Origin of the sequence: Vitreimonas sp. (genome assembly GCF_035627415.1) — a bacterium.
Lineage (GTDB): Bacteria > Pseudomonadota > Alphaproteobacteria > Caulobacterales > Aquidulcibacteraceae > Vitreimonas.
In genome coordinates this window covers 265796-288404 of sequence record NZ_DASPLU010000006.1, presented here as the reverse complement: position 1 = coordinate 288404, position 22609 = coordinate 265796, and the positions used below count along the sequence as shown (strand labels likewise).

General features: G+C 64.3%; 22 protein-coding genes and 1 tRNA gene. 16 read left to right on the top strand and 7 right to left on the bottom strand.

Annotated features, from left to right (window positions below):
* The first annotated feature begins 182 nt into the window (after window positions 1-182).
* From VEA80_RS20390 to VEA80_RS04640, 4 genes are all read left to right on the top strand, one after another.
* Window positions 183-1067 (top strand): RHS repeat-associated core domain-containing protein, encoded by an 885-nt coding sequence (locus VEA80_RS20390; protein ID WP_349257207.1) that lies wholly within the window; start codon window positions 183-185, stop codon window positions 1065-1067.
* Entirely contained in the window at window positions 1067-1567 is a 501-nt protein-coding gene (locus VEA80_RS04645; RefSeq protein WP_325059530.1) for a hypothetical protein, read from the top strand. Before VEA80_RS20390 ends, VEA80_RS04645 begins: the two co-directional genes overlap by 1 nt.
* A 1283-nt stretch (window positions 1568-2850) precedes the next feature.
* Window positions 2851-3534, top strand: a complete 684-nt coding sequence (locus VEA80_RS20530) for an RHS repeat-associated core domain-containing protein (RefSeq protein ID WP_414731492.1) — start codon at window positions 2851-2853, stop codon at window positions 3532-3534.
* Window positions 3535-3655: 121 nt separating this feature from the next.
* Window positions 3656-4009, top strand: a complete 354-nt coding sequence (locus tag VEA80_RS04640) for a response regulator (protein WP_325059529.1) — start codon at window positions 3656-3658, stop codon at window positions 4007-4009.
* Window positions 4010-4056: 47 nt separating this feature from the next.
* On the opposite strand, the gene VEA80_RS04635 is transcribed toward VEA80_RS04640, so the two are convergent.
* The gene (locus VEA80_RS04635; protein WP_325059528.1) at window positions 4057-4956 is read right to left on the bottom strand and encodes an aldo/keto reductase; all 900 of its coding nucleotides are present in this window, start codon (window positions 4954-4956) and stop codon (window positions 4057-4059) included.
* Window positions 4957-5220: 264 nt separating this feature from the next.
* The gene (locus VEA80_RS04630) at window positions 5221-6909 is read right to left on the bottom strand and encodes an ATP-binding protein (RefSeq protein WP_325059527.1); all 1689 of its coding nucleotides are present in this window, start codon (window positions 6907-6909) and stop codon (window positions 5221-5223) included.
* 155 nt (window positions 6910-7064) lie between these two features.
* On the opposite strand from VEA80_RS04630, the gene VEA80_RS04625 reads away from it, so the two are divergent.
* The 7 genes from VEA80_RS04625 to VEA80_RS04595 all read left to right on the top strand — a co-directional run bounded on the left by VEA80_RS04625 (window position 7065) and on the right by VEA80_RS04595 (window position 14103).
* A complete protein-coding gene (locus VEA80_RS04625; protein WP_325059526.1) occupies window positions 7065-7430 on the top strand; it encodes a response regulator in 366 nt (121 codons plus the stop codon).
* 114 nt (window positions 7431-7544) lie between these two features.
* Window positions 7545-8678: a hypothetical protein gene (locus tag VEA80_RS04620; protein WP_325059525.1), complete on the top strand. Its 1134-nt coding sequence runs from the start codon at window positions 7545-7547 to the stop codon at window positions 8676-8678.
* 531 nt (window positions 8679-9209) lie between these two features.
* On the top strand, window positions 9210-11186 hold the full coding sequence (locus VEA80_RS04615) for a ParB/RepB/Spo0J family partition protein (RefSeq protein ID WP_325059524.1): 1977 nt from the start codon (window positions 9210-9212) through the stop codon (window positions 11184-11186).
* A 69-nt stretch (window positions 11187-11255) separates the two neighbouring features.
* Window positions 11256-12179, top strand: coding sequence for an ArdC family protein (locus VEA80_RS04610; RefSeq protein ID WP_325059523.1), 924 nt, complete (start codon window positions 11256-11258; stop codon window positions 12177-12179).
* Window positions 12166-13056 carry a DUF7146 domain-containing protein gene (locus tag VEA80_RS04605; protein WP_325059522.1) on the top strand — a complete coding sequence of 297 codons (891 nt, stop codon included), beginning with the start codon at window positions 12166-12168 and terminating at the stop codon, window positions 13054-13056. The genes VEA80_RS04610 and VEA80_RS04605 overlap by 14 nt, the downstream gene beginning before the upstream one ends.
* A gap of 280 nt (window positions 13057-13336) precedes the next feature.
* On the top strand, window positions 13337-13666 hold the full coding sequence (locus tag VEA80_RS04600; RefSeq protein ID WP_325059521.1) for a single-stranded DNA-binding protein: 330 nt from the start codon (window positions 13337-13339) through the stop codon (window positions 13664-13666).
* A 74-nt stretch (window positions 13667-13740) separates the two neighbouring features.
* Entirely contained in the window at window positions 13741-14103 is a 363-nt protein-coding gene (locus VEA80_RS04595) for a DUF6876 family protein (protein WP_325059520.1), read from the top strand.
* 395 nt (window positions 14104-14498) lie between these two features.
* Here the strand turns inward: VEA80_RS04595 and VEA80_RS04590 are convergent, their stop codons facing one another.
* Window positions 14499-14933: a hypothetical protein gene (locus tag VEA80_RS04590; RefSeq protein WP_325059519.1), complete on the bottom strand. Its 435-nt coding sequence runs from the start codon at window positions 14931-14933 to the stop codon at window positions 14499-14501.
* 11 nt (window positions 14934-14944) lie between these two features.
* Window positions 14945-15241, bottom strand: a complete 297-nt coding sequence (locus VEA80_RS04585; RefSeq protein ID WP_325059518.1) for a type II toxin-antitoxin system Phd/YefM family antitoxin — start codon at window positions 15239-15241, stop codon at window positions 14945-14947.
* 224 nt (window positions 15242-15465) lie between these two features.
* Between VEA80_RS04585 and VEA80_RS04580 the strand changes: the two genes are divergently transcribed.
* Window positions 15466-15945, top strand: coding sequence for a S26 family signal peptidase (locus tag VEA80_RS04580; protein ID WP_325059517.1), 480 nt, complete (start codon window positions 15466-15468; stop codon window positions 15943-15945).
* A 278-nt stretch (window positions 15946-16223) separates the two neighbouring features.
* Here VEA80_RS04580 and VEA80_RS04575 read toward each other — a convergent pair whose 3' ends face one another.
* Entirely contained in the window at window positions 16224-16895 is a 672-nt protein-coding gene (locus tag VEA80_RS04575) for a hypothetical protein (RefSeq protein ID WP_325059516.1), read from the bottom strand.
* A gap of 12 nt (window positions 16896-16907) precedes the next feature.
* On the opposite strand from VEA80_RS04575, the gene VEA80_RS04570 reads away from it, so the two are divergent.
* The 4 genes from VEA80_RS04570 to VEA80_RS04555 all read left to right on the top strand — a co-directional run bounded on the left by VEA80_RS04570 (window position 16908) and on the right by VEA80_RS04555 (window position 20170).
* A complete protein-coding gene (locus VEA80_RS04570) occupies window positions 16908-17972 on the top strand; it encodes a DUF3363 domain-containing protein (protein WP_325059515.1) in 1065 nt (354 codons plus the stop codon).
* Between the two features lie 456 nt (window positions 17973-18428).
* On the top strand, window positions 18429-18725 hold the full coding sequence (locus tag VEA80_RS04565) for a hypothetical protein (protein ID WP_325059514.1): 297 nt from the start codon (window positions 18429-18431) through the stop codon (window positions 18723-18725).
* A complete protein-coding gene (locus VEA80_RS04560; protein ID WP_325059513.1) occupies window positions 18673-19923 on the top strand; it encodes a hypothetical protein in 1251 nt (416 codons plus the stop codon). The genes VEA80_RS04565 and VEA80_RS04560 overlap by 53 nt, the downstream gene beginning before the upstream one ends.
* A gap of 172 nt (window positions 19924-20095) precedes the next feature.
* Window positions 20096-20170 (top strand) — tRNA-Gly (locus tag VEA80_RS04555).
* A 12-nt stretch (window positions 20171-20182) separates the two neighbouring features.
* Here the strand turns inward: VEA80_RS04555 and VEA80_RS04550 are convergent.
* Window positions 20183-20959 (bottom strand): sterol desaturase family protein, encoded by a 777-nt coding sequence (locus VEA80_RS04550; protein ID WP_325059512.1) that lies wholly within the window; start codon window positions 20957-20959, stop codon window positions 20183-20185.
* Window positions 20960-20963: 4 nt separating this feature from the next.
* Complete coding sequence (locus tag VEA80_RS04545; protein ID WP_325059511.1) at window positions 20964-22505, bottom strand: FAD-dependent oxidoreductase; 1542 nt, start codon at window positions 22503-22505, stop codon at window positions 20964-20966.
* Window positions 22506-22609: the final 104 nt, after the last annotated feature.

The following is a 22609-nucleotide window of genomic DNA, read 5'->3' as shown; positions in this document are numbered from 1 at the left end:
GAAGGGCGGAGACGCGCTGATCTCTTACTCAGCGCGGCTCCGTCGCGAAGCGACGAGAGCGCGGCGCGCGTGCAACGCGCGCGACGCCCAATACTCACTGTAGTCCCCGCTGATAGACCGCTACGCCCACGGCCCCGGCGTAGACGAACCGCTCATCTGGTACGAAGGCGCGAACACGTCAGATCCAAGCGGGCTTAATCGCCGATCGTCAGGGCTCGATCATCGCAACGACAGACGCAACCGGCGCTGCGACGACGTACGCTTACGATCCGTATGGACGGCCGCGTGAGTGGCCTGGACCGAGATTCAGATACACAGGACAAGCAGCGCTGCCAGAGCTTCAACTCTATCACTACAAGGCGCGCGTCTATGATCCCGGGCTGGGGCGGTTCCTGCAAACTGACCCCGTCGGCTATGAAGACGATCTGAACCTCTACGCCTACGTGCGGAACGATCCGCTGAACTTGGCTGATCCGACCGGCAGAGAGTCCGCATCGTTTGCGGTGGGCGACTACGATCCGCTAAACCAGACCCCTGAGGAGGCGCAACGTTTCACCGAGCAAGCAACAGCGTTAGGGAGCTTTGTTGCGAATGCGCTTCCCGGACTTGGCGATCTAACAGGACTGGGTGAGCTTGCCCAGAACCCGTCATTGGGTGGCGGCGTCGCTGTAGTCGTTGGTGTCTTGCCAGGTGGTGACTTCGCACGAGGACCGATTCGGAGCGCGATTGGAGGTGCCGGTGATGTGGGCCTTGCGTCGCGGGGGTACCGTCCCGCCCCTGGAGAGAGGACAGTGCAGGGCTACGTAGAGAGCACGATTGCGGAAGCGGGAGGAAATCCCACGGTGCAGAGAGGTGGCCATGATTTGTTTAGGCTACGAGCGAGTGGCCATGGCAGCAGCTCTGCGACTGCCACGTCTCAGAACGTAAGGCGCGTGGCGCCCGACGGGACGGTTCGTCACCAAGCCGGACAGGACCGACCCGTTTCTAATCGAGACATCCGCGAAACCTACCGCGCCCGCGACGGGCAAACTGGATCACGCATTCGGACGAGAAGAGACAGACCCTAATGACTATCTGCGCCGTGCTGCACGATTCCCCCCATCGAGACCGCGTAATGGCTTCTGTTTGTGCGTTCGCGCTTGGACCTCTCCTTGAAGTGAAGCAAGGCCTCGACGACTTGGACGAAAAGGACAAGACCGCGATCTGTCGGCTCCGCGACGCGTTCCAAGCACGAGAGATAATCGTGATTGGTGCGCTAGGCAGCGCGCGAGAACTCTATAATGCCACGACCTTGGGTGATGATGTCTTACAGCCTCGAAGCCTATTAATCGGTTGTGTGCGATCCCTACTGGACCAACGACAGAAATTGCAGGTGTCGAAGCTGGGTTTGCTCTTCTTTCGAGAATTGGATGACCCAGACGCGGTCCGCTATCTCCACGGCGAGATCGAGCGCCTTTCAGAGTTCGCCGCCTTGAACGGTGGATTGGAAGCAGTTCGATTTACCGTGCCGCATGGGCGCGTTCAGGTTGATGCATACGATCCTCTGTTGTTTGATGTTCGGCTCTAAGGAGGCCAACGAAGAGGGGGGTTGCGAGCGGCGCCGCCGCCCTCCGCAGCGCTTCAGAGTGGCCGCGTCCGCGCCCCCTGAAAACCGCCACTAGGGAAATTTTTCGGAATGGCAGAGCGTCTCAAGGCCGGAGCGCCGCGTATCGATTTGTCGCGTCTAGAGAAAATGCCCACGCCTACGAAAAAGCGCGTCAGGACCGACAGTCCCTGCAAACTGACCCCGTCGGGTACGAAGACGATCTGAACCTTTACGCCTACGTGCGGAACGATCCGCTCAATCGTGTGGATTCAGATGGTCGGCAGTCAGAAATGCTTCAACGGGAGCGCGACGAAGAAGAAGCGTTTCGGGCTACGCTGACCCCGAGTCAGCGACAGACTTATGATGCTGCGTCAGCACGGGCGAACAGGCAGTTGGCATCCGGTGTTCGGAACGCAGTAATCATCGGGACAGCCGTGCGGGCCAATCCGAGGGGTGCGGTGTTGGGGGCACTTGGAGCGGGCACTGCGGAGTTGGCGACAAACGAGAACGCAACGGTGCAAAGCGTATTTAATGCGGCGACTGGCGGCGCTGTAGGCGGAGCGGTTGCAGATCAGCGCGGCAGCGCTCTCGCAAAAGGCCTTATCGGCGGTGGTGCTGCGCCATTAGGAGGCGAGGTCACAACTTTTCTTAACAACCTAGACAATGGAGGTCCATTGTCGACGAACATGGGTGAGTCCATGACATCTCCGATCGCCATTTCGGGTGGCGTCATGGGCGGGATCGTTGGTGGTTTTCTTGAGGAGTCAGGAGCAAGTCCTATTGTGGCCGGGATAGCGGGTGAAGCAGCGAGCAGCAGCGCACAAGCCACCGAGGAAGACCATGAATAGGGCAAGGTGGCTCCGCGTTGCGCTGGGGTTTTTGCTTCCCGCAACTATCGGGTCGATCTGCATTGGATGGGCGGAAGTTGGGACACTACCAGGGGGCATCTCCTACGTGTTCGCGCCTGCTAACTGGGCGCGCAGTTTGTTTTGGTTCTCTGCAATTATCCTCGCGCAATTCGTGGGACTCCGCGTGGCAAATTGGATTCGACGAAATTTGTCTGGCTGAGGAGGATCAGGACGGCGCAGAGCGTATACGCGGGCATTCAAGTCCGAGGCGGTACAGCTGTTCCGCGTGCCCGAAAACCGCTTCTAGGGAAATTTTGGTATCGAAGGGCCTCTAGGAGACGTGGTGCCGCTTATCGATTTGGCGCGTCTAGGGAAGATGGCTGCACCTACGATGAAGCGCGTCTGGACCGATAGTCCCTGCAAACTGACCCCGTCGGGTATGAGGATGATCTGAACCTCTACGCCTACGTGCGGAACGACCCGCTGAACAATGTTGATCCAACTGGGCGACAGAATGAGGCGATACTTGATGGAATCAATGATGCTCGCGCCTGCGGCGGCGATACCAGCTGCGTCACGGGTCGAGTTAACGCCAGAGCCGAGGCCGCGGCGCACATGCTTCCGTATGCCGCTGCTGGTTCGATCGCGCTCGGCGCCTGCCTGTCCGGTGGGTGTGCGCCCGTTCTCGTGGCGGGAGCTGGCAACGCACTAGCCAACGTCGCCGCTCAGTCCGGTACGGGAGACGGTTCGATTGACGGCGCGCAAGTATCCAGAGCGGCCGTACTCGGGGTGATTGCGGGGCCGGCATTATCGCAGGCGGGGAATGCTACGAACGTGGTCGTCATGGGATCGACCCTTAGTGCTGCGCAGGGCCCTTACGTCAGCGGTGACCCTGGTGCCTCACTCCTTCCCGGCGCTGACGATTTGCGGTCAGGCCTATCAGGTACCATCCCAGTATCGGCCGCTCGCAGCGAGTTGAAGAGGGACCGCAAGAATGGGTCCGGGATCGCGCCGACGGCGGCGGAACTCGCTCAATTGCGATCGCGAGACCGCTGGTTGCCTCTCACGCAGCCTCGAACCTTTGGTAACGCCGGGCGTTAGCAACGCCGGACCGGCGACGCGAATGCGCCTGTCAGTCCGGCGGCGAGAAATATTCGGGGTGAGGACATTCATGCAAGACCAAGCTCAGCATCCGCCTCGATTGCGAGACTGGCGCGTCCTTGTGCTGGAAGATGAAGCCCTCGTCGGTGCCGAGATCGAGGACGCACTGAGCGCTGCGGGCGCTTCAGTGATTGGGCCGATCGCCAGCCTAGCGGAAGCGCTGCGGCGCCTGAGCGACGAGAGACCAGACGCGGCCGTGGTCGATATCAATTTGGGCGGCGCTTGGGCTTTGCCGGCGCTGAACCGCTTGGCCGCTTTAGGGGTGCCGACAGTGATCGTGACCGGCTATGCGCTCGATGCTCTGGCGGAAATTGCCGGCAGATTCGATATCTGCGAAAAGCCGATGGACTCGGCAGACCTTATTCGCCGCCTCTGCGCGGCGGTCGCCAAAACTGACGTCAGAACACCGGGCTGAGAGCTCCAAGTGCGATCAACCAGATGAGCATTCGCGCCCGGCTCATACTATGGGGCCTCGGCCAATGCAGGACCGCGCGGCAGCGGCCGCGCCTGACGCAGCTGGTTGTCCGCCGAACCCGTGCAGGTTGCGACAGCGCTTCCCGCCAGCGCTGGGCACATCACCCGTTCGGCGAGAAGCGCGTTTTTCTGGATGTGCTGTGGGTTGCAGGACGAGAACAGCACAACGCCTGAACGATTGCGCTCCATCGCCGCTCGGATCGCGAGCTCAGCAGCGGGCGAACATCGTTCGCGCAATCGGGCGCCGGAGACCACCGAGTGCGTAACGAAGATGGAGCGGCCGCCCGCCGGCAGCGGCAACGAGGGATCATCGGCGAGCTGGACTACGCGCCATGTCTGCGGCCAACGGCGGCGCAGCTCATCGGTGGCCTGGCTGCTCGTAGCGATGCCGAAAGCGCCGATCTTGCCTTCGCTTATGAGCCGGCCGAGTCTTAGGATAAGCGCTTCGGTCACATGCTCTGGCTCGCATTCATGCAGCAACAGCGCATCAATGTGATCCGTCGCCAGCGCCCGGAGGCTGGACTCGACCGACCGCGCGACCTGGTCTGGTGCGAACAGGCCGCTTCGATGAGCCGATCGCGCGCCGCCCAGCCTTCGCGCGACTCGTCCAGCCAAGGTCGGCGGCGCCATGCCCGCCTTGGTGACGATCGTCATTTCGCGCCTGCGGCGACGAGCAATCTGGCCAAGCGCTTGCTCAGCGGCGCCGTCGCCATAGGAGCGGGCGACGTCGAAGTGAGTGATCCCAGCATCGAGCGCGGTCTCGAGCAAACGCACGGCCGCGGCCTGGCCACAGCGTGACAATAGCTGTGCGCAACCAAATCCGAGCCCAGGTCTCAGCGGCTGGGCGCCAAGCGTCGCTAATCCGGCCCTGTCCCTCAGCTCACCCATTGGCAAACAATTAGCGCGGACGAGACGGTAGAAAGGGAGCTTCGCGTCTGACGCTTGAGCGCGTCAACCAGCACAACACTATTTTCGTCGAGGGGACACGGCGTTCTTTGTGGTAACGCAGGGCGCGTCCGTTCACCCCTCCACACCTGTATGCGCGCCGAGCAGAGAACTTGACTCGGCCGTGCGCCGGGCGCTCCGGGAGGAGAGGTTTCGGACGTTCGAATTCCAATGCGCGAGGCACGCATGCCGGCGCTCGCCCGCGCCTCAAGCGCGGGCGCACTTTCCGCGCCGTTCTACCCCGGCCGCGAGGAGCGCGCGCGCCTTGTGCTCGAATTCGGCGAGGTCCAGCGGCTTCGCGACATATTCGTCCGCGCCGGTCGCAAGATATGCGTCGCGTTGGCCTTTCATGGCGCTGGCCGTGACCACCATGATCGGCACGCTCGCATAGGGGGCGTTTGAAGCGCGGATGGTGCGGATCGCTACGTCGCCGGGCATGACCGGCATGTGGATGTCCATCAACACGAGATCGTAGTGCGCCGCCTCCAGACACTCGATTGCATCAGCGCCGTTCTCCGCCTCGGTCAGTTGCACCACGCCAGCTTCGTGCAGCACCTCGCGCATCAGCAGCCGGTTGGTCTCGTTGTCCTCGACCAGCAGCACGCGCGCCCCGGCAAGATCGTCCCCCCGGCGTATCGGGTCCGTTTTGCTCTGGTTTGCCTCGGCGGCGCGCCGCGACTCGAGCGGAAGCACGAACCAGAACGTGGAGCCGTGGCCGGGGACGCTCTCGACGTCGATCGCGCCCTTCATGATGCTCACAAGCTCGCTGCAGATCGCAAGGCCGAGGCCTGTGCCGCCGTGCCTGCGCGTGCTCGATCCGTCCACCTGTCGGAAGCGCTCGAAGATTTGCGCCTGCTGATCGGGGGGGATGCCAGGGCCGTTGTCGGTGACGGCGAATTTCCAGCCCGCCCGTCCGACATGTTCCATGCCGAGCCGCACCACGCCCTCGTCGCTGAACTTCAGCGCGTTGCCGAGCAGGTTGACCAGCACTTGGCGAACGCGGTCGGCGTCGCAGTAAAGCAGCGTCTGGTCGGCCCGCGGCGGCAGCTCGAGCTCCAGCGCAACGCCCTTCTGCAAGGCGACGCCTTCGACTACTCCGAGCGCCGCGTGTGCGAGCTGATCGAGGCCAACCCAATCCGGATCGAGCCGCAGCATTCCCGATTCAATCTTGGAGAGATCGAGAATGTCGTTGATGATCGAAAGCAGGCTGCGCGCCGAGTTCAAGATCGTGTCGGCGTAGCGGCGCTGCTTTGGATCGAGCTCGCTCCGTTGCAGCAGCTGCGCCATGCCGATGACGCCGTTCATCGGCGTGCGCAGCTCGTGACTCATGTTGGCGAGAAACTGCGACTTGAGGCTGCTGGCCTGATTGGCCGATTCCATTGAACGCACGAGATCGTCGATGTCCTGGGTTACGACGATGCGCCGGGTCGCCCTGCCGGCGGCGTCGACGGCGCCGGCCACGAACACGCGGTGCCAGCGGTGGGCGTCGTGCTCGAGGTCTTTGACGCGCGCCATCACGGTTGCGGAGTCGCCGCGCTTGGAGGCGTCGATCGCCACCTCGACCTCGGACAGATCTTCGACATGGACGGCGCTGGCCAGAACCACCGAGGCGTTCGCCAGCGCTTCTCCGCTCGGCACGCCGAGCACCGCGCACATGGCCGGAGAAACGTAAGCTTCGTCGCTGGCGAGATCGATGTCGCAGAGCGAGATCTGACCGGCCGTCTGGATCGCATGGGCCCGCTGCTCGATCAGCGTCGACTGCCGCACCGCCTCGGCGAGGCGAACGTTCTCCGTGCGGAGCGTTCGTCGCGAAAGGTGCTCGATCAGCGCTACGGCGATAGCGGCGAGCGCGACGACGGGCGCCGCCGCCAGCACTGGATCTACGACTTGCTGCATATGCCCCGGCCTTGCTCTCATCGGCTCAGCAAAAGCTATGCGCGCGCTGGTTTCTCACCTCTTCACGATGGCGGCGCGTTGCAGTTCAAAACGCAGCCCCTTTATCGCCGACTTAACCGGCAGGGCGGCAGCGTTCGCGCGGAGACCGAACATCGATGCGACCGAACGTGCTTGTGGTGGATGACAATCCCGTCAATCAGCAGCTCATCCAATGGGCGCTCGAGGACAGCGCCGACGTACACGTCAGCGCCGACGGGCGGGACGTTCTCGCCCGGGCGCTCTCGCTGGACGCTAAAGTCGTCTTCCTCGATTTGATGATGCCCGGCGTCTCCGGCTTCGACGTCATCGAGCAATTGCGGCGCGAGATGCCGCAGCTGCTGCAGCGCACGATCGTCATCAGTGCGCAGGACGATCCTGAGACGAGGCGCCGGGTGATGGCGGCCGGCATCGCCGCGTTTCAGAAAAAGCCGCTCGAAATTGACGACGTCCTGCGCTTGTTTGCATCGATGGCCTCGTCCTAACGGCGCGGCTCGTCTTAAGCGTCGGAGCAGTTTGCTTTACTGCACGTTTAGGAAAGGCGATGCACGCTCTGGGTGAGCGTTTCCCATTGCCACAACCTGCCAAGACCAGTTTGCATGTTCACGCTTAACGGCTGCGACAAGGCCCGTCTCAAGGAGATCATAGCCGCCGGCGGGCTGCGTGATCTTAGCGACGTGCTGCGCATAGCGATCGAGCCGGTGCGCAGCGAAGACGCGCCGCGCTGGCTCGAGTACCTGCACCGCAACAGCGACGCCGTCGTCGAGTGGGCGCGAAATCTCTGCGGCGATGAGAATATCGTTCTGCTGGATGAGGGTGTGCTGACGCTGATCCGCCATCCTGCGACGAGCTTGGAGACGGCGGACCTGCGGCTGCTGCTCGTCGCCTACCTCACCGACCGACTGAGTGGCAACGAAGTGCTGCCAATCGAAAAGCTGGTCATGCGCGACTTGCCGCCGGAATCGGCCGCCAAGTGGCTGGCGTCCGCCGCCGCGCAGGGCGAGCCCGAATCCGCTTCGCCCGCCGCTCTTTCGCCCGCGCCGCGCCCGCTGGCGAAAGAACGTGAGCGGATCAGGTATGAGGACATGGAGCAGGAGCTCACCCAGGAGCTCACGTTTCGGTTTGACGCAGTGGCGCGCGAGGGCGGCGACACGGCCTGGTTCGTCAGAGTGCAAGGCGCGTCGGCGGCGTTCCTGCAAATTCGAGACTATTGCGCCCCCAGCAATGAGGCTGCGGAGGTCGATCTCGCCTCTATCCGGGAGGCGGCTCACTTGGCGTTCGATGGCCTGAGACAGCAGGCCGGACGCGCCCCTTGCGTGCTCTTCCCGATCAACATCAACAATTTGAGGCTCTCCCATCTGAGGGCCAAGCTGCTGTTCGAATTGCGCCAGATTCCGAAGCCCGTGTCGCGGCTGATGGAGCCGGTGCTCGTGCGGTGCACCCCGGGCGTGCCGCAAGCCGCGTATTTCGATGCGTCGCTCTATTTGCGGTCGTTCTTCCCCACGATCTGGACCTTCGTCTCGGCGGAATTCGACCCCAGGCTGTTCACCTGGCCGCAGATCATGCTGGGCGTTTTGTTGGATCTCTCCGTCAGCGGCGATCAGCAAGCGCGGTCGCGCTTGGCGGAAGGCTGGCGCAGCGAGGCAAAGCGACGGCGCCTGCCGCTCTCGATGCTATCGGATGGAAGCTGCAGAACGCCGCCGCGCGCGCCAGCGCGCGCTCGCGCCTGCTGATCGCGGCCCGACGGGCCGCGCGCGCGCGGCCATGCCCGATCCGATGCGCTCGCAGCTGTGTTTGATCAACCGACCGCGCCGCTCTCAAACACATGCACTTGAGCGAGGTCGCAACTCCGCCGCCTGCGCGATAAGCCCGCGGAGCGCTACCGGCGGTAAGTTGCGGTAATGACCGAAAAAGGAGGCGTGAACCTTGTTGCTTCATCCCCTGTCCGGCTGGTCTGCTAAGATCCCGCACACGATGGCCGCCCTGAGCCAGCGCGGCAGGCGACGACCAACGCGCGCGGCGCGGCCACCACATACGGCTGTGAGGCGCGCGGCGTTGCGTTTAGCCACCGATGCCGGCATCCCGCGTCCTTGCAGCCCGTACGCGTGCGCGAGAACGGCGTAGCCCGCGCGTCCGGTCCTGTCGAGGGACGCTTCGCTCTAAAGCCCTCGACAGGACCGGCCTGAACGCGGGCGCAAGGGTAGGGGTCGCGCACGCGGCCCCGGCGAGCAATATCGCAGCCGGGAAAGCCAATGAGGCTTTCCATGACACAAGCAATCGCAACCCATGACGAGCACGCCGTTCAGACCGGCGTCGTGCTGATCCCGCTCAACAAGCTCAAGAAGTCGCCCAGGAATGCGCGCAAGACGCCCCATTCCAAAGCAGAGATCGAAGCCCTTGCGGCGTCGATTCAAGCCAAAGGCATGCTGCAGAACCTGGTGGTCGAGCCGGAGTTTGATGACGCCGGCGCACGCACCGGCTTTTACCTGGTGCAGATCGGCGAAGGCCGGCGCCAGGCGCAGCTGCTGCGCGTCAAGCGCAAGCAGATTCAAGATAGCGAACCGGTGCGTTGCGTCATCGACACGACCAACGATCCGCTTGAGATCAGCCTGGACGAAAACGTGACGCGCTCGCCCATGTCCGTGATGGACGAGGTCGAAGCCTTCGCAAGGCTGGTCGATGGCGGCATGAGCGTCGACGACGTTGCCCGCCGCTTCGGCTGCACGGTGCGCCTAGTCGAACAGCGGCTCGCGCTCGCGCGCCTCTCGCCGAAGATCAGGGCGGCCTACCGCAAGGGCGACATCAATCTCGACGTGGCGCGCGCCTTCGCCATCAACGATGACCACGCGGCGCAGGAGCGTGTCTTCCGCCAGTTCGCGAAGCCCATCACGCATGCCCCAAGTGTACGCAACGCGCTGACTGTGGGCCGCATTCCCGCGCACGACCGGATTGCACGCTTTGTCGGCGCGGAGGCTTATGAAGCGGCTGGCGGTCGTTTGGTCCGCGATCTGTTCGAGCCCGACGTCGTCTTGTTTGACGATCGCGAGTTGTTGCAGCGGCTCGCTTCCGAGCGGCTCGATCAGATGTGCGCGGGCCTCGCGTCCGAAGGTTGGGGCTGGGTCGAAACCTTGCGCGGCCACGGCCAGATTGAAGGCTGCGCCGGCGAGCGGCTCCATCCGACGCAACGCAAGCTGAAGGCTGCGGAGAAGAAGGAGATGGCGCAGCTCGAAGCGCGGCTCGAAGAGCTCGACGCCAAGCTTGAAGGCGCCGAGGAAGACAATCCGCTCTGGACCGAACGCGATGAAGCCGAGGCCAAGCTCGACGCCTCGCGCGAGGCGACGCGCACCTTCGATCCAAAGCAGATGGCGCATGCAGGCGCCGCGGTCGCCATCGACCGCGACGGGCGCGCGGTCATCACCAAGGGCCTCATCAAACGCGCCGACCTCAAAGCGATCGCCAAGCTGCGCAAGACAGATGTGAAGGCGGCGTCAGAGGAGCGCGCGCCGGACGCCTCTGATTTACAAGAGGATGCCGACGACGGACCGCGTCTCACCAAGGCGCTGACCCAGCGACTGACCGAAGCCCGGACCCGCGGCGTGCGCGCGAGTCTGGCCGCCAATCCGGCGGTCGCGTTGGGCTTGCTCGTCTTCACGCTGATGCGCCAAAGCGCTGACCGCTCACGCGTCCCGGGCGTGGGCGTTGAAGCGCGCCCCATCGGCTTTGACGATGACGATGCGATGGAGAACGTACGAATCGCCTACGCCGAAAAGGCGGAGGAGGATGAACTGGCGTTCTTCGCAGCCTGCATCGACCAACCGATCGAGAAGCTGCTCGAAATGCTCGCTGTGTTTTTGGCCGAGACGGTCGATCTCACGCATAGCGGCGTTTCGTCGGAGGACAAGCGGCTCCAGCGCATGGGCGATGCGCTGGCTGCCGCGCTCGATCTCGACATGACACGCCACTGGGAAGCGGACGAAGACTTCTGGTCCGCCGCGCCCAAGGCGCTGGCGATCGGAGCTCTGGAAACGGCGTCAGCGATTGCGTCACTCGGCGAGCAAGAACGCAGCGGCATGATCGCCGCGTTCCAGAAGATGAAGAAGGCCGAACTCGCTCGCACGGCCGCTCAAACGCTCAAGGGCGCAGGCTGGCTGCCTGATCTGTTGATCACGCCGCCTCGCGAAGGCGCCTTCGCCGTCACCGCCGACGGCAAGCGCGCTCTTGCAGAGACGCAAGCGGCCTGACGCCTCTTCTCATTCAATCCAGCGCCGCCGGTTTGAAGCCGGCGGCGCACTTTTTTCTGGAGTTTCATCATGACAAGCCAACACGCCCTTGCTGGCGCGCGCCGCGATGTCGCGGCCGAAATAACCTCGAAGATTTTGTCTGAGCTGGAGGCCGGCGTCTTGCCGTGGCGCAAGCCGTGGGACGGCGCACGCATCGGGCCTGTGCTACCGCGCCGCGTCACCGGCGAGAGCTATCGGGGCGTCAATGTCATTCTGCTCTGGTCCGCCGCGATCGAGCGGGGTTATGCCTCGCCCTATTGGCTGACTTTCAATCAGGCCGTGAAGCTGGGCGCGCAAGTGCGCAAGAGCGAACGCGGCGAAGTCGTCGTCTATTACGGGCACGGCACGCGCAAACGCACCGATGATGCCGACGCCGAGGTCGAAGACGCGTTCCGGTTCTTGAAATGGTACGTCGTCTTCTGCGCCGATCAGATCGACAACCTACCAGCCCGCTTTCATCCAGAACCGGTCGTGTCCTCGCTCGCGCCGCTTGCGGCGCACGAAAGCTGGTTCGCAAAGCTGGACATCGCCCGCATCGCGACGCGGGACATCGCTTGCTACATTCCAAGCAAGGACGTAATCGGCATGCCGCCGATTGGCGCCTTCGACACCGCAGAGGATTACGCTGCGACGCTCAATCATGAGAGCGTTCACGCGACCATGGCGCCTCATCGCGTCGGCCGCGACATGGGCAAGAAGTTCTCGCAGCACGCGATTGCAGCCGAAGAGCTTGTCGCCGAGATCGGCGCAAGCTTGCTGGGCGCGCATTTGCGGCTGCCCCCGCATCACATCCATGACCATGCTTCCTATATCGGTCATTGGATGAAGCTTTTGGCCGACGATAAGCGCGCGTTCTTGACCGCCGCCGCCCAGGCGCAGATCGCGGTCGATTGGCTCTTGGCGAAGAGCCCGTCGCCATTCGCGGAGGAGGAGATTTCTGATGTCGCGGCTTGAGCGCATCGTCGCCGCTTGCGGGGGCATCCTGCTCGACGGCGGCGCGCGCGCTCTCATCCCTGGACCAAATCACAGTCACAGGGACCGCTCCGTCTCGCTTCGCCTGACGGAGGAGGGGCGCATCCTCATTCACTGCTTCAGTCCCAAGGACGACTGGCGCGACGTGCGGCGCGCCTTGGCCGATCTTGGCCTCTTGGAAAATGAGCCGCGCGCGAAGTTGCGCGGTTCGCATTCGGCGCCGGTGAGGATCGCCGCGCAGCCTGCCGACGAAGAGCGTATCGCACGCGCACAGCGCATCTGGGATGAAAGCCGATCACTGAAGCACTCCGTTGCCGAAGCCTATCTGCGGCGGCGAGCGATCCCGGCGGCGCTTTGGGAAAGCGCCGCGCTCCGCTTCCACGCGTGCATGACCAGTCTGGACGACCGCGCAAGGCGGCCTGCGCTTGTCGCCGCAATCTCGGACCCCGATGGCGCGCTTCAAGGCGTCCAGGTTACGCTGCTCAGTCCTCATGGCACGGCGAAAGCGGCCGTGCCGACACCGCGACGCGTCATCGGCAAATTGATGGGCGGCGTTGTCCGGCTCGCTGAAGTCGAGGATGAACTTGCCGTCGGCGAGGGCGTCGAGACCATGCTTTCGGCATCAGACGTTTTCGGCATTCCTGCTTGGGCCGCGCTCAGCGCCGGCAATCTCAACCGCATAAGCATCACTGTGCCTCTGCGCCGGCTCATCATCGCGTCTGACAATGACGCCGCCGGCTTGCGCGCGGCTGAGGCGTTGCGGTCTCGCATGGCGCCTACAGTCGCAGCCGAGATCGCGCCCGCGCCGTCCGGCTTCGACGATTGGAACGATTGGGCTCGCGCACGCGTGCACGGCTAAGCCGGCGGTTGTTGCATCGGTTCTCGCTTCGTCAGGCCGTCGCGCTGCCGCAAGCGTCGCCCACGCCGTCGCCAGTGACGCCCGGCCGTCGCCGCCGGCAAGGAGAAAATCGTTTCCCCGCCCCGCTGACGCGGGCTTCGGTCCGCGTGCTCGCACGCGGACGCGGGCCCCACCATTTTCGCCTTGCCCGCGCCGCCTCATGGCCGGGCGCAAAGAGCGCCGTCGCGGGCGACGCCCGCGGCCCCGGGATCAGCCGGGAATGCTCATCGAGGACCCTTCCATGACCAACCGCGTCACCATCACCGGCACGCTCGTCGACGATCCCAAAGTTCGTTCGTTCGAACAGAAGGGCGGCGCGATCGAGATCGTCTCGCTCTGGCTCGAAGTCAAAGACGAGAACCGCACCGACCGCTTCACCGTCGAGATCAATGACGGCAAGGCCTCCGTCGCCGCCAAAGCGATGAAGAAAGGCGTCACTGCCGAGATCACCGGCAAGCTCCGCCACGACCGCTGGAAAGACAAGGCCACTGGCCGCTGGATCGGCAAGGTGTTCGTCGCCGTCGATCCTGGCGAAGGCGCCGTCAAGTCGCTGGGCTTGGCCGCCGCCTGATCTCGAGACGCCGCTTCCACGTCTCGGAAGCGGCGTCGCTCATCTCAACTCAATGACATTGAGGAGACATCGCAATGTCTTCAAAGACCCTTCGCGCCGGCGATTTGGCGCAATTCACCGGCAGCGAATGCTGGTATCGCCATCGGCTTTATCCTTCGATCACATACACCGACGGCGCCCAATATGTAGCTGAGGCCGGCGGCGCCTATTGGCTGCTCGACGCCATAGTCTCCCATCAGCACGACGCGCGCGTGCGGGCGGAGCCTTTCCAGGTTTGGACGCTGAAGGTCGGGCAAGACATGAGCGCCGTGCTGACCTGCGAGGACGGTGACCATGGGCTTGTCACCTCTCAGACCATCGCCTTCACCGACTTCCCGCTGCCTGAAATCACGCTCTGGCTTCAGAACGATGTCATCTTCCTGCCAAGCGAATACTGAAGCGGCGCAGGCGCACCGGATCCCGGCTCGCCTGCTGGCGCTCCAACCGCCAAGGCCTTCGGGCGCCGTCCGGCCCGCCGCGTTGACCGGACGGCGCCTCTCTCATCCTGTCTCTTCTTGTTCAGATTTCCGATGGTACGGCGCTGGAGCGCTGCGTGTCGAAGGAGTGTGGACCGAACGAGGCTAGTCCAGTCAGGTGACGTCGGCGTCGAACTCAGTTCATCGCTCAGAACGATAGCGAGCACCGCCGGAGCGCTTCGATTGGACTTGCCAAAACGTGAGGCGTCCTACGTCAAGAGGAGGGAGTCCAAAAATCGATTACGTACGTCCAATTGCGCATACATCTGAACGCCGCCGTCCAGATTGGCTTACGGGCCAGCGTCTGCGGCGCGGGCTCATTCTTCAGTACGGCGCACAACGAGGCCCGGCACGCGCTTTGCGAGTTCGGCCATCGCTGTTTGTTGGGCCGCGTCGAGCAGCTTTTGCGGAATGAACCCATAAAGCGCGTCGGCAGGACTGCTTCCGGGCACCGGGCGCAGATCGGGACCGGGCCATACGAAGCGATTGAGCGTAGCGAGGCTGATCCAGGATTGGTTTGCGTCGAGACCTAAGTGCGCGCGCACGCGCGAGGGCACCTCTAAAGCGGGCGCACGTTCGTCGGGTGAAAGCGTGGTGATGGGAGCAACAACCACTTCTTCGCCATCCGCCAGGAGCACCAGAACGACGACCGGACGATCCTTCGCGCCCTCTTCCTGACCGCGCTTGGCCTCATGCTTCCAGAGGAAGCTGTAATGCAGAACCATGCCGGCTTGCGGCGCCTTCGGGATCATCTACGCAGACGTCACGAGCCCGGGCGGGCGTCGTCATCCATCAAGTGGTCGAGCGCCTGCGCTTCGGGCGAGGGGGGCGCATTAGCAAGCGCTTGGAAGAGCTCCGCGGCCTCGTCGGGCGTCGTCTCGTTGATCACCACAACTCGCCGGAAGGAGGCCCGCATTCGCTGATACTCAGCGGCCGAAAGCACCACGAGTTCGTCGCGGCCATATCGGGTGACGACGATCGGCGCCTGTTTGGCGGCGTCGGTGTAGCGACCGAAATTGTTCTGGAATTCTGCCGCCGAGATTTTGGTGGTCGCGCTCATAATCCCTAAGTTAGCTAATATCCCCAAAAAGTCAAGCATATCCGCTCCGCTCGGCGAGCCGCCAACCCCCCAAAAAAAAGGCGACGCCATATAGCTGTTCTCGTGGGACTTTTCCTTTGGGGATCCGGAACCCCAAGCGCCCCAAAGCAGTCCGCGGCGTGGAACCTGCTTGAGTCGGCCCGATGAGCAAACGAGCCCGATCGGTCCTGCTGCTGGGCGGCGGCGTGGCCGCCGCGCTGGCGGCTGCCGCGCTCGCGGCGCCGCGCGACCTCTTGATTTACAATCACAGCCCGTCCGTGCCGGAGGGTTTTTACGTGCGCACAAGCGCGCCTATCGCCGTGGACGCCTTCGTCACCGTCCGGGCGCGAGACGTGGCGCCGCAGGAGGCTCATCGGCGTGGTTTCGACGACGCCTCCGATCGCTTCATTAAGCGTGTCGCCGCCGCCGCCGGCGCTCATGTGTGCGGTGATGGTCAGCGTCTCACGATAACAGGCGACGATCGGGGTGGTCGTGAGCACATTGCTGTCCGCGTCATCCTTCAGGATCGCGACGACGATACTCGCCGTCCCGTTGGTTGGCGGGGCTGCCGCACATTGGCTGCCAGCGAAGTTCTCCTCTTGGGCGATTCCGATGACAGCTTTGATGGACGCTACTGGGGGCCTGTGAGCGTTGATCTGATCGAAGGCGTGTGGCGCAAACTCTGATCGAGTTGCGCACATGAGATAACGGCGTGCAACACGGTGCTACACGCGCCGGCGTTACGTGCGACCGAAAAAGCGACTCTGCAAATGAAGAGGAGATCGGGGTCGCGGCAATCAGGTGGTGGAGAGCAAGATAAAGGGCGCGGCAGGTTTTCGTCTGGAGCTTGCAACGCCTGGCGTTTTCATGCGGCAAGGCGGACTCTGGCGCCGCGAAAAGCACCGCATCGGTGCGATTCCAATGACGAACGCCGCCGCACATGCCGAAGGCATCGATTTCAGAACTATTGGCTGCTTCGCCGTTGATGCGGCCCAACGAACGCGATCACCAGCTGAGCGCGGCGCGCGAACTCAATGTGTTTCGCGACGACGACATTCTCAACGGCAAGGTGCACAAGCGCGCGTCTTCGCAGCAAGCACGCAGCGGAGGGCTCGGCGCCAAGCTCTCCAAGCTCATGTCGGAGCGCAAGGGGAGCGGTCGCCGCGCTCGCCTTCGAGGCGGAAAAGCAGCATTCGCATCGGATCCTCGGCAACGCGTCATCGCCACTGTCTTCTACCAAGGCCACGGCGGAGCTGCGGCGGCTCGCCTGATCGCCCACGGCAAGTATCTTGAGCGCGACGGCGCAGGCCCTGATGGCGACAAGGGCCAGTTCTATGACCGCGATCGCGACGAGGTCGATGCGAACCCGCGCTTGGAGGAATGGGCGCGGGAGGACAAGCGCCACTTCCGCCTGATGCTGGCGCCCGAGAGTGGAATCCGCATCGAGGGCCTCAGGGATTTCACCCGCGCTACCATGGCGCGGATGGAGCGCGATCTTGGTGCACCGCTCGATTGGGTTGCGGTTGATCACCACAACACCGACAACCCGCACGTCCACATCATCTTGCGCGGTCGCCGGCGGGATGGAGCCGATCTCCTGCTGCCTCGCGATTACGTCGGCCGCGGCTTGCGCCATGCCGCGCGGGACGTGGCCACCGAGATGCTCGGCAGTCGCGGCCCGGATGACGAGCGTCTAGCTCTGGAGCGCGAGACGCGGTCAGCCCGGCACACCCGGCTGGACCAACTTCTCGAAGCCGAGATCAAGAGCAATGCCGACATCCGCATCCAGGCGGTTGGACGCAAGTTGGAGCCAGTACTTCGCGCGGCGCTGCGCAACCGCGTTCGCGAATTGGCGCACATGGGACTGGCGTACGAGCGAAAGCGTGGTCGCTTCCGGTTCGAGCCGGATTGGAGCGTGCGATTGCAGGAGATCGGCCGCGGTCTCGACATTCGCCGCAGGCTGGGGCGCGAACTGGCCCCGGGCGAGGGGAAGCTGCGTCTCTACCGGCCTTCAATGGGCCGCTTCGCCGGGGAGGTGATGGAGGTCGGACGGCGTGGCGATGGGCCAGGCAAGGCTTATGCGATCGTTCGCAGTCCGGCGCATGGACCCGTCTTCATCAACGTCCGCGCACGAGCCGTCGCTGGCGTCGAGCGCGGCGGACTCGTCGCGATCGAGCCGCACCCACACAGCGGACGCGGCAACCGCCTGAAGGTTTACACCCTCTCGGCGCTACCGCTCGAAGTACAAATCTATGCCCGCGCCGAGACTGAACTTGATCGCGAACTGGCGAGGGGGATCGCGGGCGCCGCCGGCCAACTGCCATCGACGCCAGCCGTGAGACACGCGCTGGCGCAACGGATCGCCTGGCACGAGCGAGAGAAAAGCGGCGGCAGGGATTTAACTGGCCGATTCGAGTTTGAGCCAGGCGCGCTAAAGCGCCTGCGCGAGGGCGAACTTGCGCGGGAAACGCATGCCTTCGCGAATGCCCTGGGCAAGCGCGTGATCGCCATAGACGACGGACTGGAACGCGAATGGACAGTGCGCGGCTTCAAAATGCTTCACCAAGGGCGGTTCGCCATGCTTGAACGCAACGATGGAGTCGCACTGGCGCCGCTTGTGGCGGGGCAACAACTCGCGATCGGCAAGAACTATTCGATCTCAATCGCGAGCGGAAAGGCCAAGGCCACGCCTTCACTGGGGCTTGAGCGCTAATTCGCGATTCTTCTCAGTGGCGAAACAAGGCAGTCGCGCCGACGCCACAAGGGGACACACCGGGCAACGCCAACGACGTCGGACGGAAACTCGAGGTGACGGCGTGAAAGACCGGCCTACACGGTCTGGTGCGATGCAGGGTTCGATGGCTTGCAGCGTCGATTAAACGCCAATCAACTGCACGGATAATTGGTTTGATGCGAACACCTTCCCGCTGGACCATCGACTTAGGTTGAGTGCCGACGGTGCGCATGAGGACCGGGTCATGGCTTCCAGAAAAGCATCTGCAAGCGCACGCGCTAAGTGTAGGGGATCGCGTCAACTCGAAATACCTTGTGATGCGCTCCCGGCGACGCTGCCTGTCTTCGAGGAGTCGTTGAAGCCCGCTCCTTGTGCGATTGGAGCTCCGAATTTCTCCGTGATCCGCCTCGACACGCACCGGCTGAAGGCTGGAGAGTGGTTCAGCTCGCGCCCGCCCACCCGGTTTTACGACACCGCTGTCGCGCGATGACCGAGCACCGCGCTCTCCGCCGCGCGCGTGCGCGCTACGCCAGCGATGCGTTGGCCGAACGCGCGGCCTCGCTGGCGCTGAAACTCGGCGTCAAACTCAAATTGTCTGCCGATGGCAGCGTCGAAATCACCGGTAAGCTTGACACGCAGGCATCCGATGCGCTGGCGTTGGGCCAGGAGGGCGGCGCCGATGCCGACGACTACGAAGCGTGGAAGCGGGAGCACTTCGCTGCCGGGCGTTAACAAGATCTGGCGCGCGCTGCCGGGCGGGCGTGTCGCCCGCGATTGGTACGCCTGGCGCGGCAAGGGCGCCCCGGCGATCGCGCGCTTCGAAGCCGCAACACGCGCCGCCGTGATCGAGCAGGAGAGCAGCGTCGAGGGCGCCAAGCTGATTGCGCAAGGCTACGCCGAAGCGACCCATCCGAAGGTCGACACCAGGACCTTGGGGGGCATTCTGACCGCGTGGGAAGGCAGCCCCGCCTTCATTCATCGCGCGCATTCGACAAAGCGCAATGAACGCAACGCGCTGAAGCAGATCGGTAGCGCTGGCATCGCCAAAACGCCGGCGAAATTTCTGACGCCGAAATCGGTGAAGGCGGTGCGGCGCGACATCCGCACCTGGCTTCAGAAGGTTGCCGACGAGCAGGGCCCGCGCGCGGCCGACGTGCGCAAGGAGATTCTGTCGAAGGCGCTGAACTGGGGAATCGACGAAGGCTATTGCGAGGCGAACCCGGCCGATGGCATCGAAGATTTCAGCTACAGCGACCGCTCCGACATTATCTGGCTCGGTGGCGAGCTGATGGGCTTTGAGAGCGCCGGCCGCGCCGCGCGGCGCAAGCTGATGAAGAAGGATGCGCCGGAACCGGAAGAGCCGCCGGACACGACGCTGGCGCTGTTGCTGGCCTGCTATAGCGGGTTGCGGCGGGAGGATCTCTGCCGCTTCGCCGATCCGCATATAGGCGAACACGCGATCGCGCTGAAGCCGCTGAAGGCGCAGCGCCGCGCGCGCACCGCCGGCAAGAAGGCGCCGGCCGACATCATCATTCCCCGCACCCCCGAGCTCAACGCGGTGATCGCGCTCTGCCGACAGGTGCGGGCCAAATGGGAGGAGAAGGACAAGATCAAGCGCGCGCATCTGTTGCTGAACAGCCGCGGACGGCCGTGGACGCCGGCAGGCCTCACCTCGAGCTTCATCAAGGTTCGCGACGCCGCGAAGATCCTCCACGTCTACGACGACGGCCGCAATCCCGAGCCCAAGAGGCTGCACGATGCGCGCGGCACCTTCGTGACGCACATGCGCTGCCTGGGATACACCAAGGAGGAGGTGGCCGAGATGGTCGGCTGGGACACTGACGACGTCGATCGCGTCGCCAAGAAATACGCCGACGCCGACCGTATAGCGTTAGCTTGGCTCGAGCGGTTGAAACGGAGAGCGGGATGAGCGCGGTCGCGCCGCCACTGCTGTTCATCGGCCTCGCCGGCGTCCGCTACGCGCTGGTCACAATCGCCGTCGTGGTCAGAACGTCCGGCGCACATCCTGCAACAGACGCTGCAACAAGCGTCGATAGTTCCGCTTGTGGGTCGTGGAAAAAGTCTGCTAAATCACCAACATCGCGGGCGTAGTTCAGAGGTAGAACGTCAGCTTCCCAAGCTGAATGTCGGGGGTTCGATTCCCCCCGCCCGCTCCAGCTTCTCCTAGCTCAGTGCGCTTCGGGCGGGGCCAGCGCGCGCCGGAGCGCCGCTGGCGCTGTGGGCGCGGCGCGCATGCGCGACCAGAGCCGTTCCCAGGGCGCGGCGAATGTCGCCCAGGCGCCGCCGCGGATCGGGTGGACGAGGCCGTAGCGTTGCGCGCTGCCGCCTTTGGGCTCTGCAGTGAAGGTGCCGAAGAGACGGTCCCAGACAATGAGGACGCCACCGAAATTGCGGTCGAGGTGCGCAGGATCTGTCGAGTGGTGCACGCGGTGGTGCGAGGGCGTGTTGAAGATGTATTCGATCCAGGCGGGAAGTGTGCGCACGCGCTCAGTGTGAATGAGGAAATGATGCACGGCGCGCAGCGTCGCCGATGCGGCGACGAGCACGGCGGGCGCGCCGAGCCCAAGCAGCGCCACAGGCGCCGCCGCCGCGGGAGTCAGCAGCCAAGTGGGCGGCTGCCGGAGGCCGGTGAAGAGATTGTAGCGCACCGGGGAGTGATGCACCGCGTGCGAGGCCCAGAACAGGCTGACTCGGTGCGAGAGGCGGTGGCTCAGATAATAAAGGAAGTCATCGGCGATGAAGACCGCGAGCGCCAGCGCGAGACCGCCGCTCCAGGCGGGCCCTTCGCGCGCCGGCAGCGCCAGTTCGATCAACAGTGCGGCGGCGCCCAGGAGCAAACTTATGCGCACTTCGTTGCGCCATTGGGCAGCATCGTCGTAGGCGCTGCGGCGCGCTTCGATGAAGGCCAGCGCCGCGGCGATCGCGAAGACAAGAAGCGCAAGCATGATGTTAGAACGCCGTTGCGGCCTCGGTGTTCATCTGCTCGTGGAGCGCGAGCGTCTCGCGCGGCCTGCCGAGCGAGACGGCCGCGAGCAGACGATTGTTGCGCAAGAACCGGGCGGTGAAGTCCGCGGCCCCGATGGAACCTTCGATGGCGACGTGGTCCCAGCTGCTGGCCTGGCCGACATAGTGCAGGCTGTGCTCGTAATGTTTGCTCCAGAAGAATGGGGTGTCGGCGAAGACCGCATCGGCGCCGAGCATGTTGAGCGCGGCGGTTTGTCCTTGCCGTTCGGCCGCCACCCAGTGCTCGATGCGGATGTGCTCGTCGAGCCTTGGGTCGCGATAGCGGGCGATGTCGCCGGCGGCGAAGACGCCCGGCGCGCTCGTGCGCAGGAAGCCGTCGACCAAAACGCCGTTGTTCACGCTCAAGCCCGCCGCTGCGGCGAGCTGAACATTGGGCGCAACGCCGATGCCGACGACGATGAGATCGGCGTCGACGGCGCCGCCGTCCGAAAGGCCGAGCGTCCGCCCGTCGAACGAATCTGCGGTGCGGCCGAGATGGAAGCGCACGCCTTGGGACTCGTGCAGGCTTTGCACGAAGCGGCCGATCTCGGGCCCGAGCACACGCTGCAGCGGCACGTGATCCGGTGCGATCACGTGCACGTCGAGTCCGCGCGCACGCAGGGACGCGGCGACTTCGAGGCCGATGAAACCGGCGCCGACAATAGCGGCGCTGCGGCTTTGCTGCGCGCGTGCGATGATGGCGCGCGCGTCGGCGACGCTGCGCAGGACGTGGACGTTCGGAAGATCGAAGCCCGGCGAAGGGAGCCGGATCGGCGAGGCGCCCGTCGCCAGCAGCAGCGCGTCGAATGGGAAGGTTTCGCCGGCGCGCGTGGCCACGTGGCGGGCGCCGAGATCGATCGTCTCGACTTCGGTCTCGAGCCGAAGATCGATGGCGCGATCTTGATAATAGGCGTCGTCCTTCAACGGGATCCAGTCTTCGGGCGCCGTGCCGGCGAGATAGTCCTTGGACAAGTTGGGACGATCGCAGGGCGGCGAGGCGTCGGCGCTGAGCATGGTGAGCGCGCCGGAAAAGCCGCTGCGGCGTAGCATGTCGGCGGCGGCAAAGCCCGCGGCGCCGCCGCCTAAGATGAGGATGCGGTCCGGATGCCGTGACTTCGACGGCATCGCCGGCGCCGGCGCGGGTGCGCGGGGGAGTCGCTCGCGCACGAATGCGCGCTCGCCCTCGATGTCGACGCGCCAGCGCGCCAGCTGCTGGAAAGCAGGCGCGGCGATGGCTTCGCCGGTGCGCAGATCGAAACAGGCGTGATGCCAGGGGCAGCGCACGTGATCGCCGGCGACAAGCCCTTCGCCGAGCGGCGCGCCGTAGTGCGTGCAGGCGCCGGAGAGGGCGTAGAATTGGCCGCCGCGGCGCGACATCAGGACAGGTTCGTCGCCGACACGGCCAGCGAGGGTCGTCCCTTCAGGAAGCTCCGCGAGCGCCACGCCCAGGGCGAAATCGGGTCCGCCCGCTTGTTGTTGCGCACCCATGGTTCAGCGCCTCCTCAGCCATCAGATGCGGGCGCGCGCAGAACGTTCCCGCCGGAATGAAAAATTTCGGGAACCTCCGGGCGCGGCGCTCATCCAATTGGCGA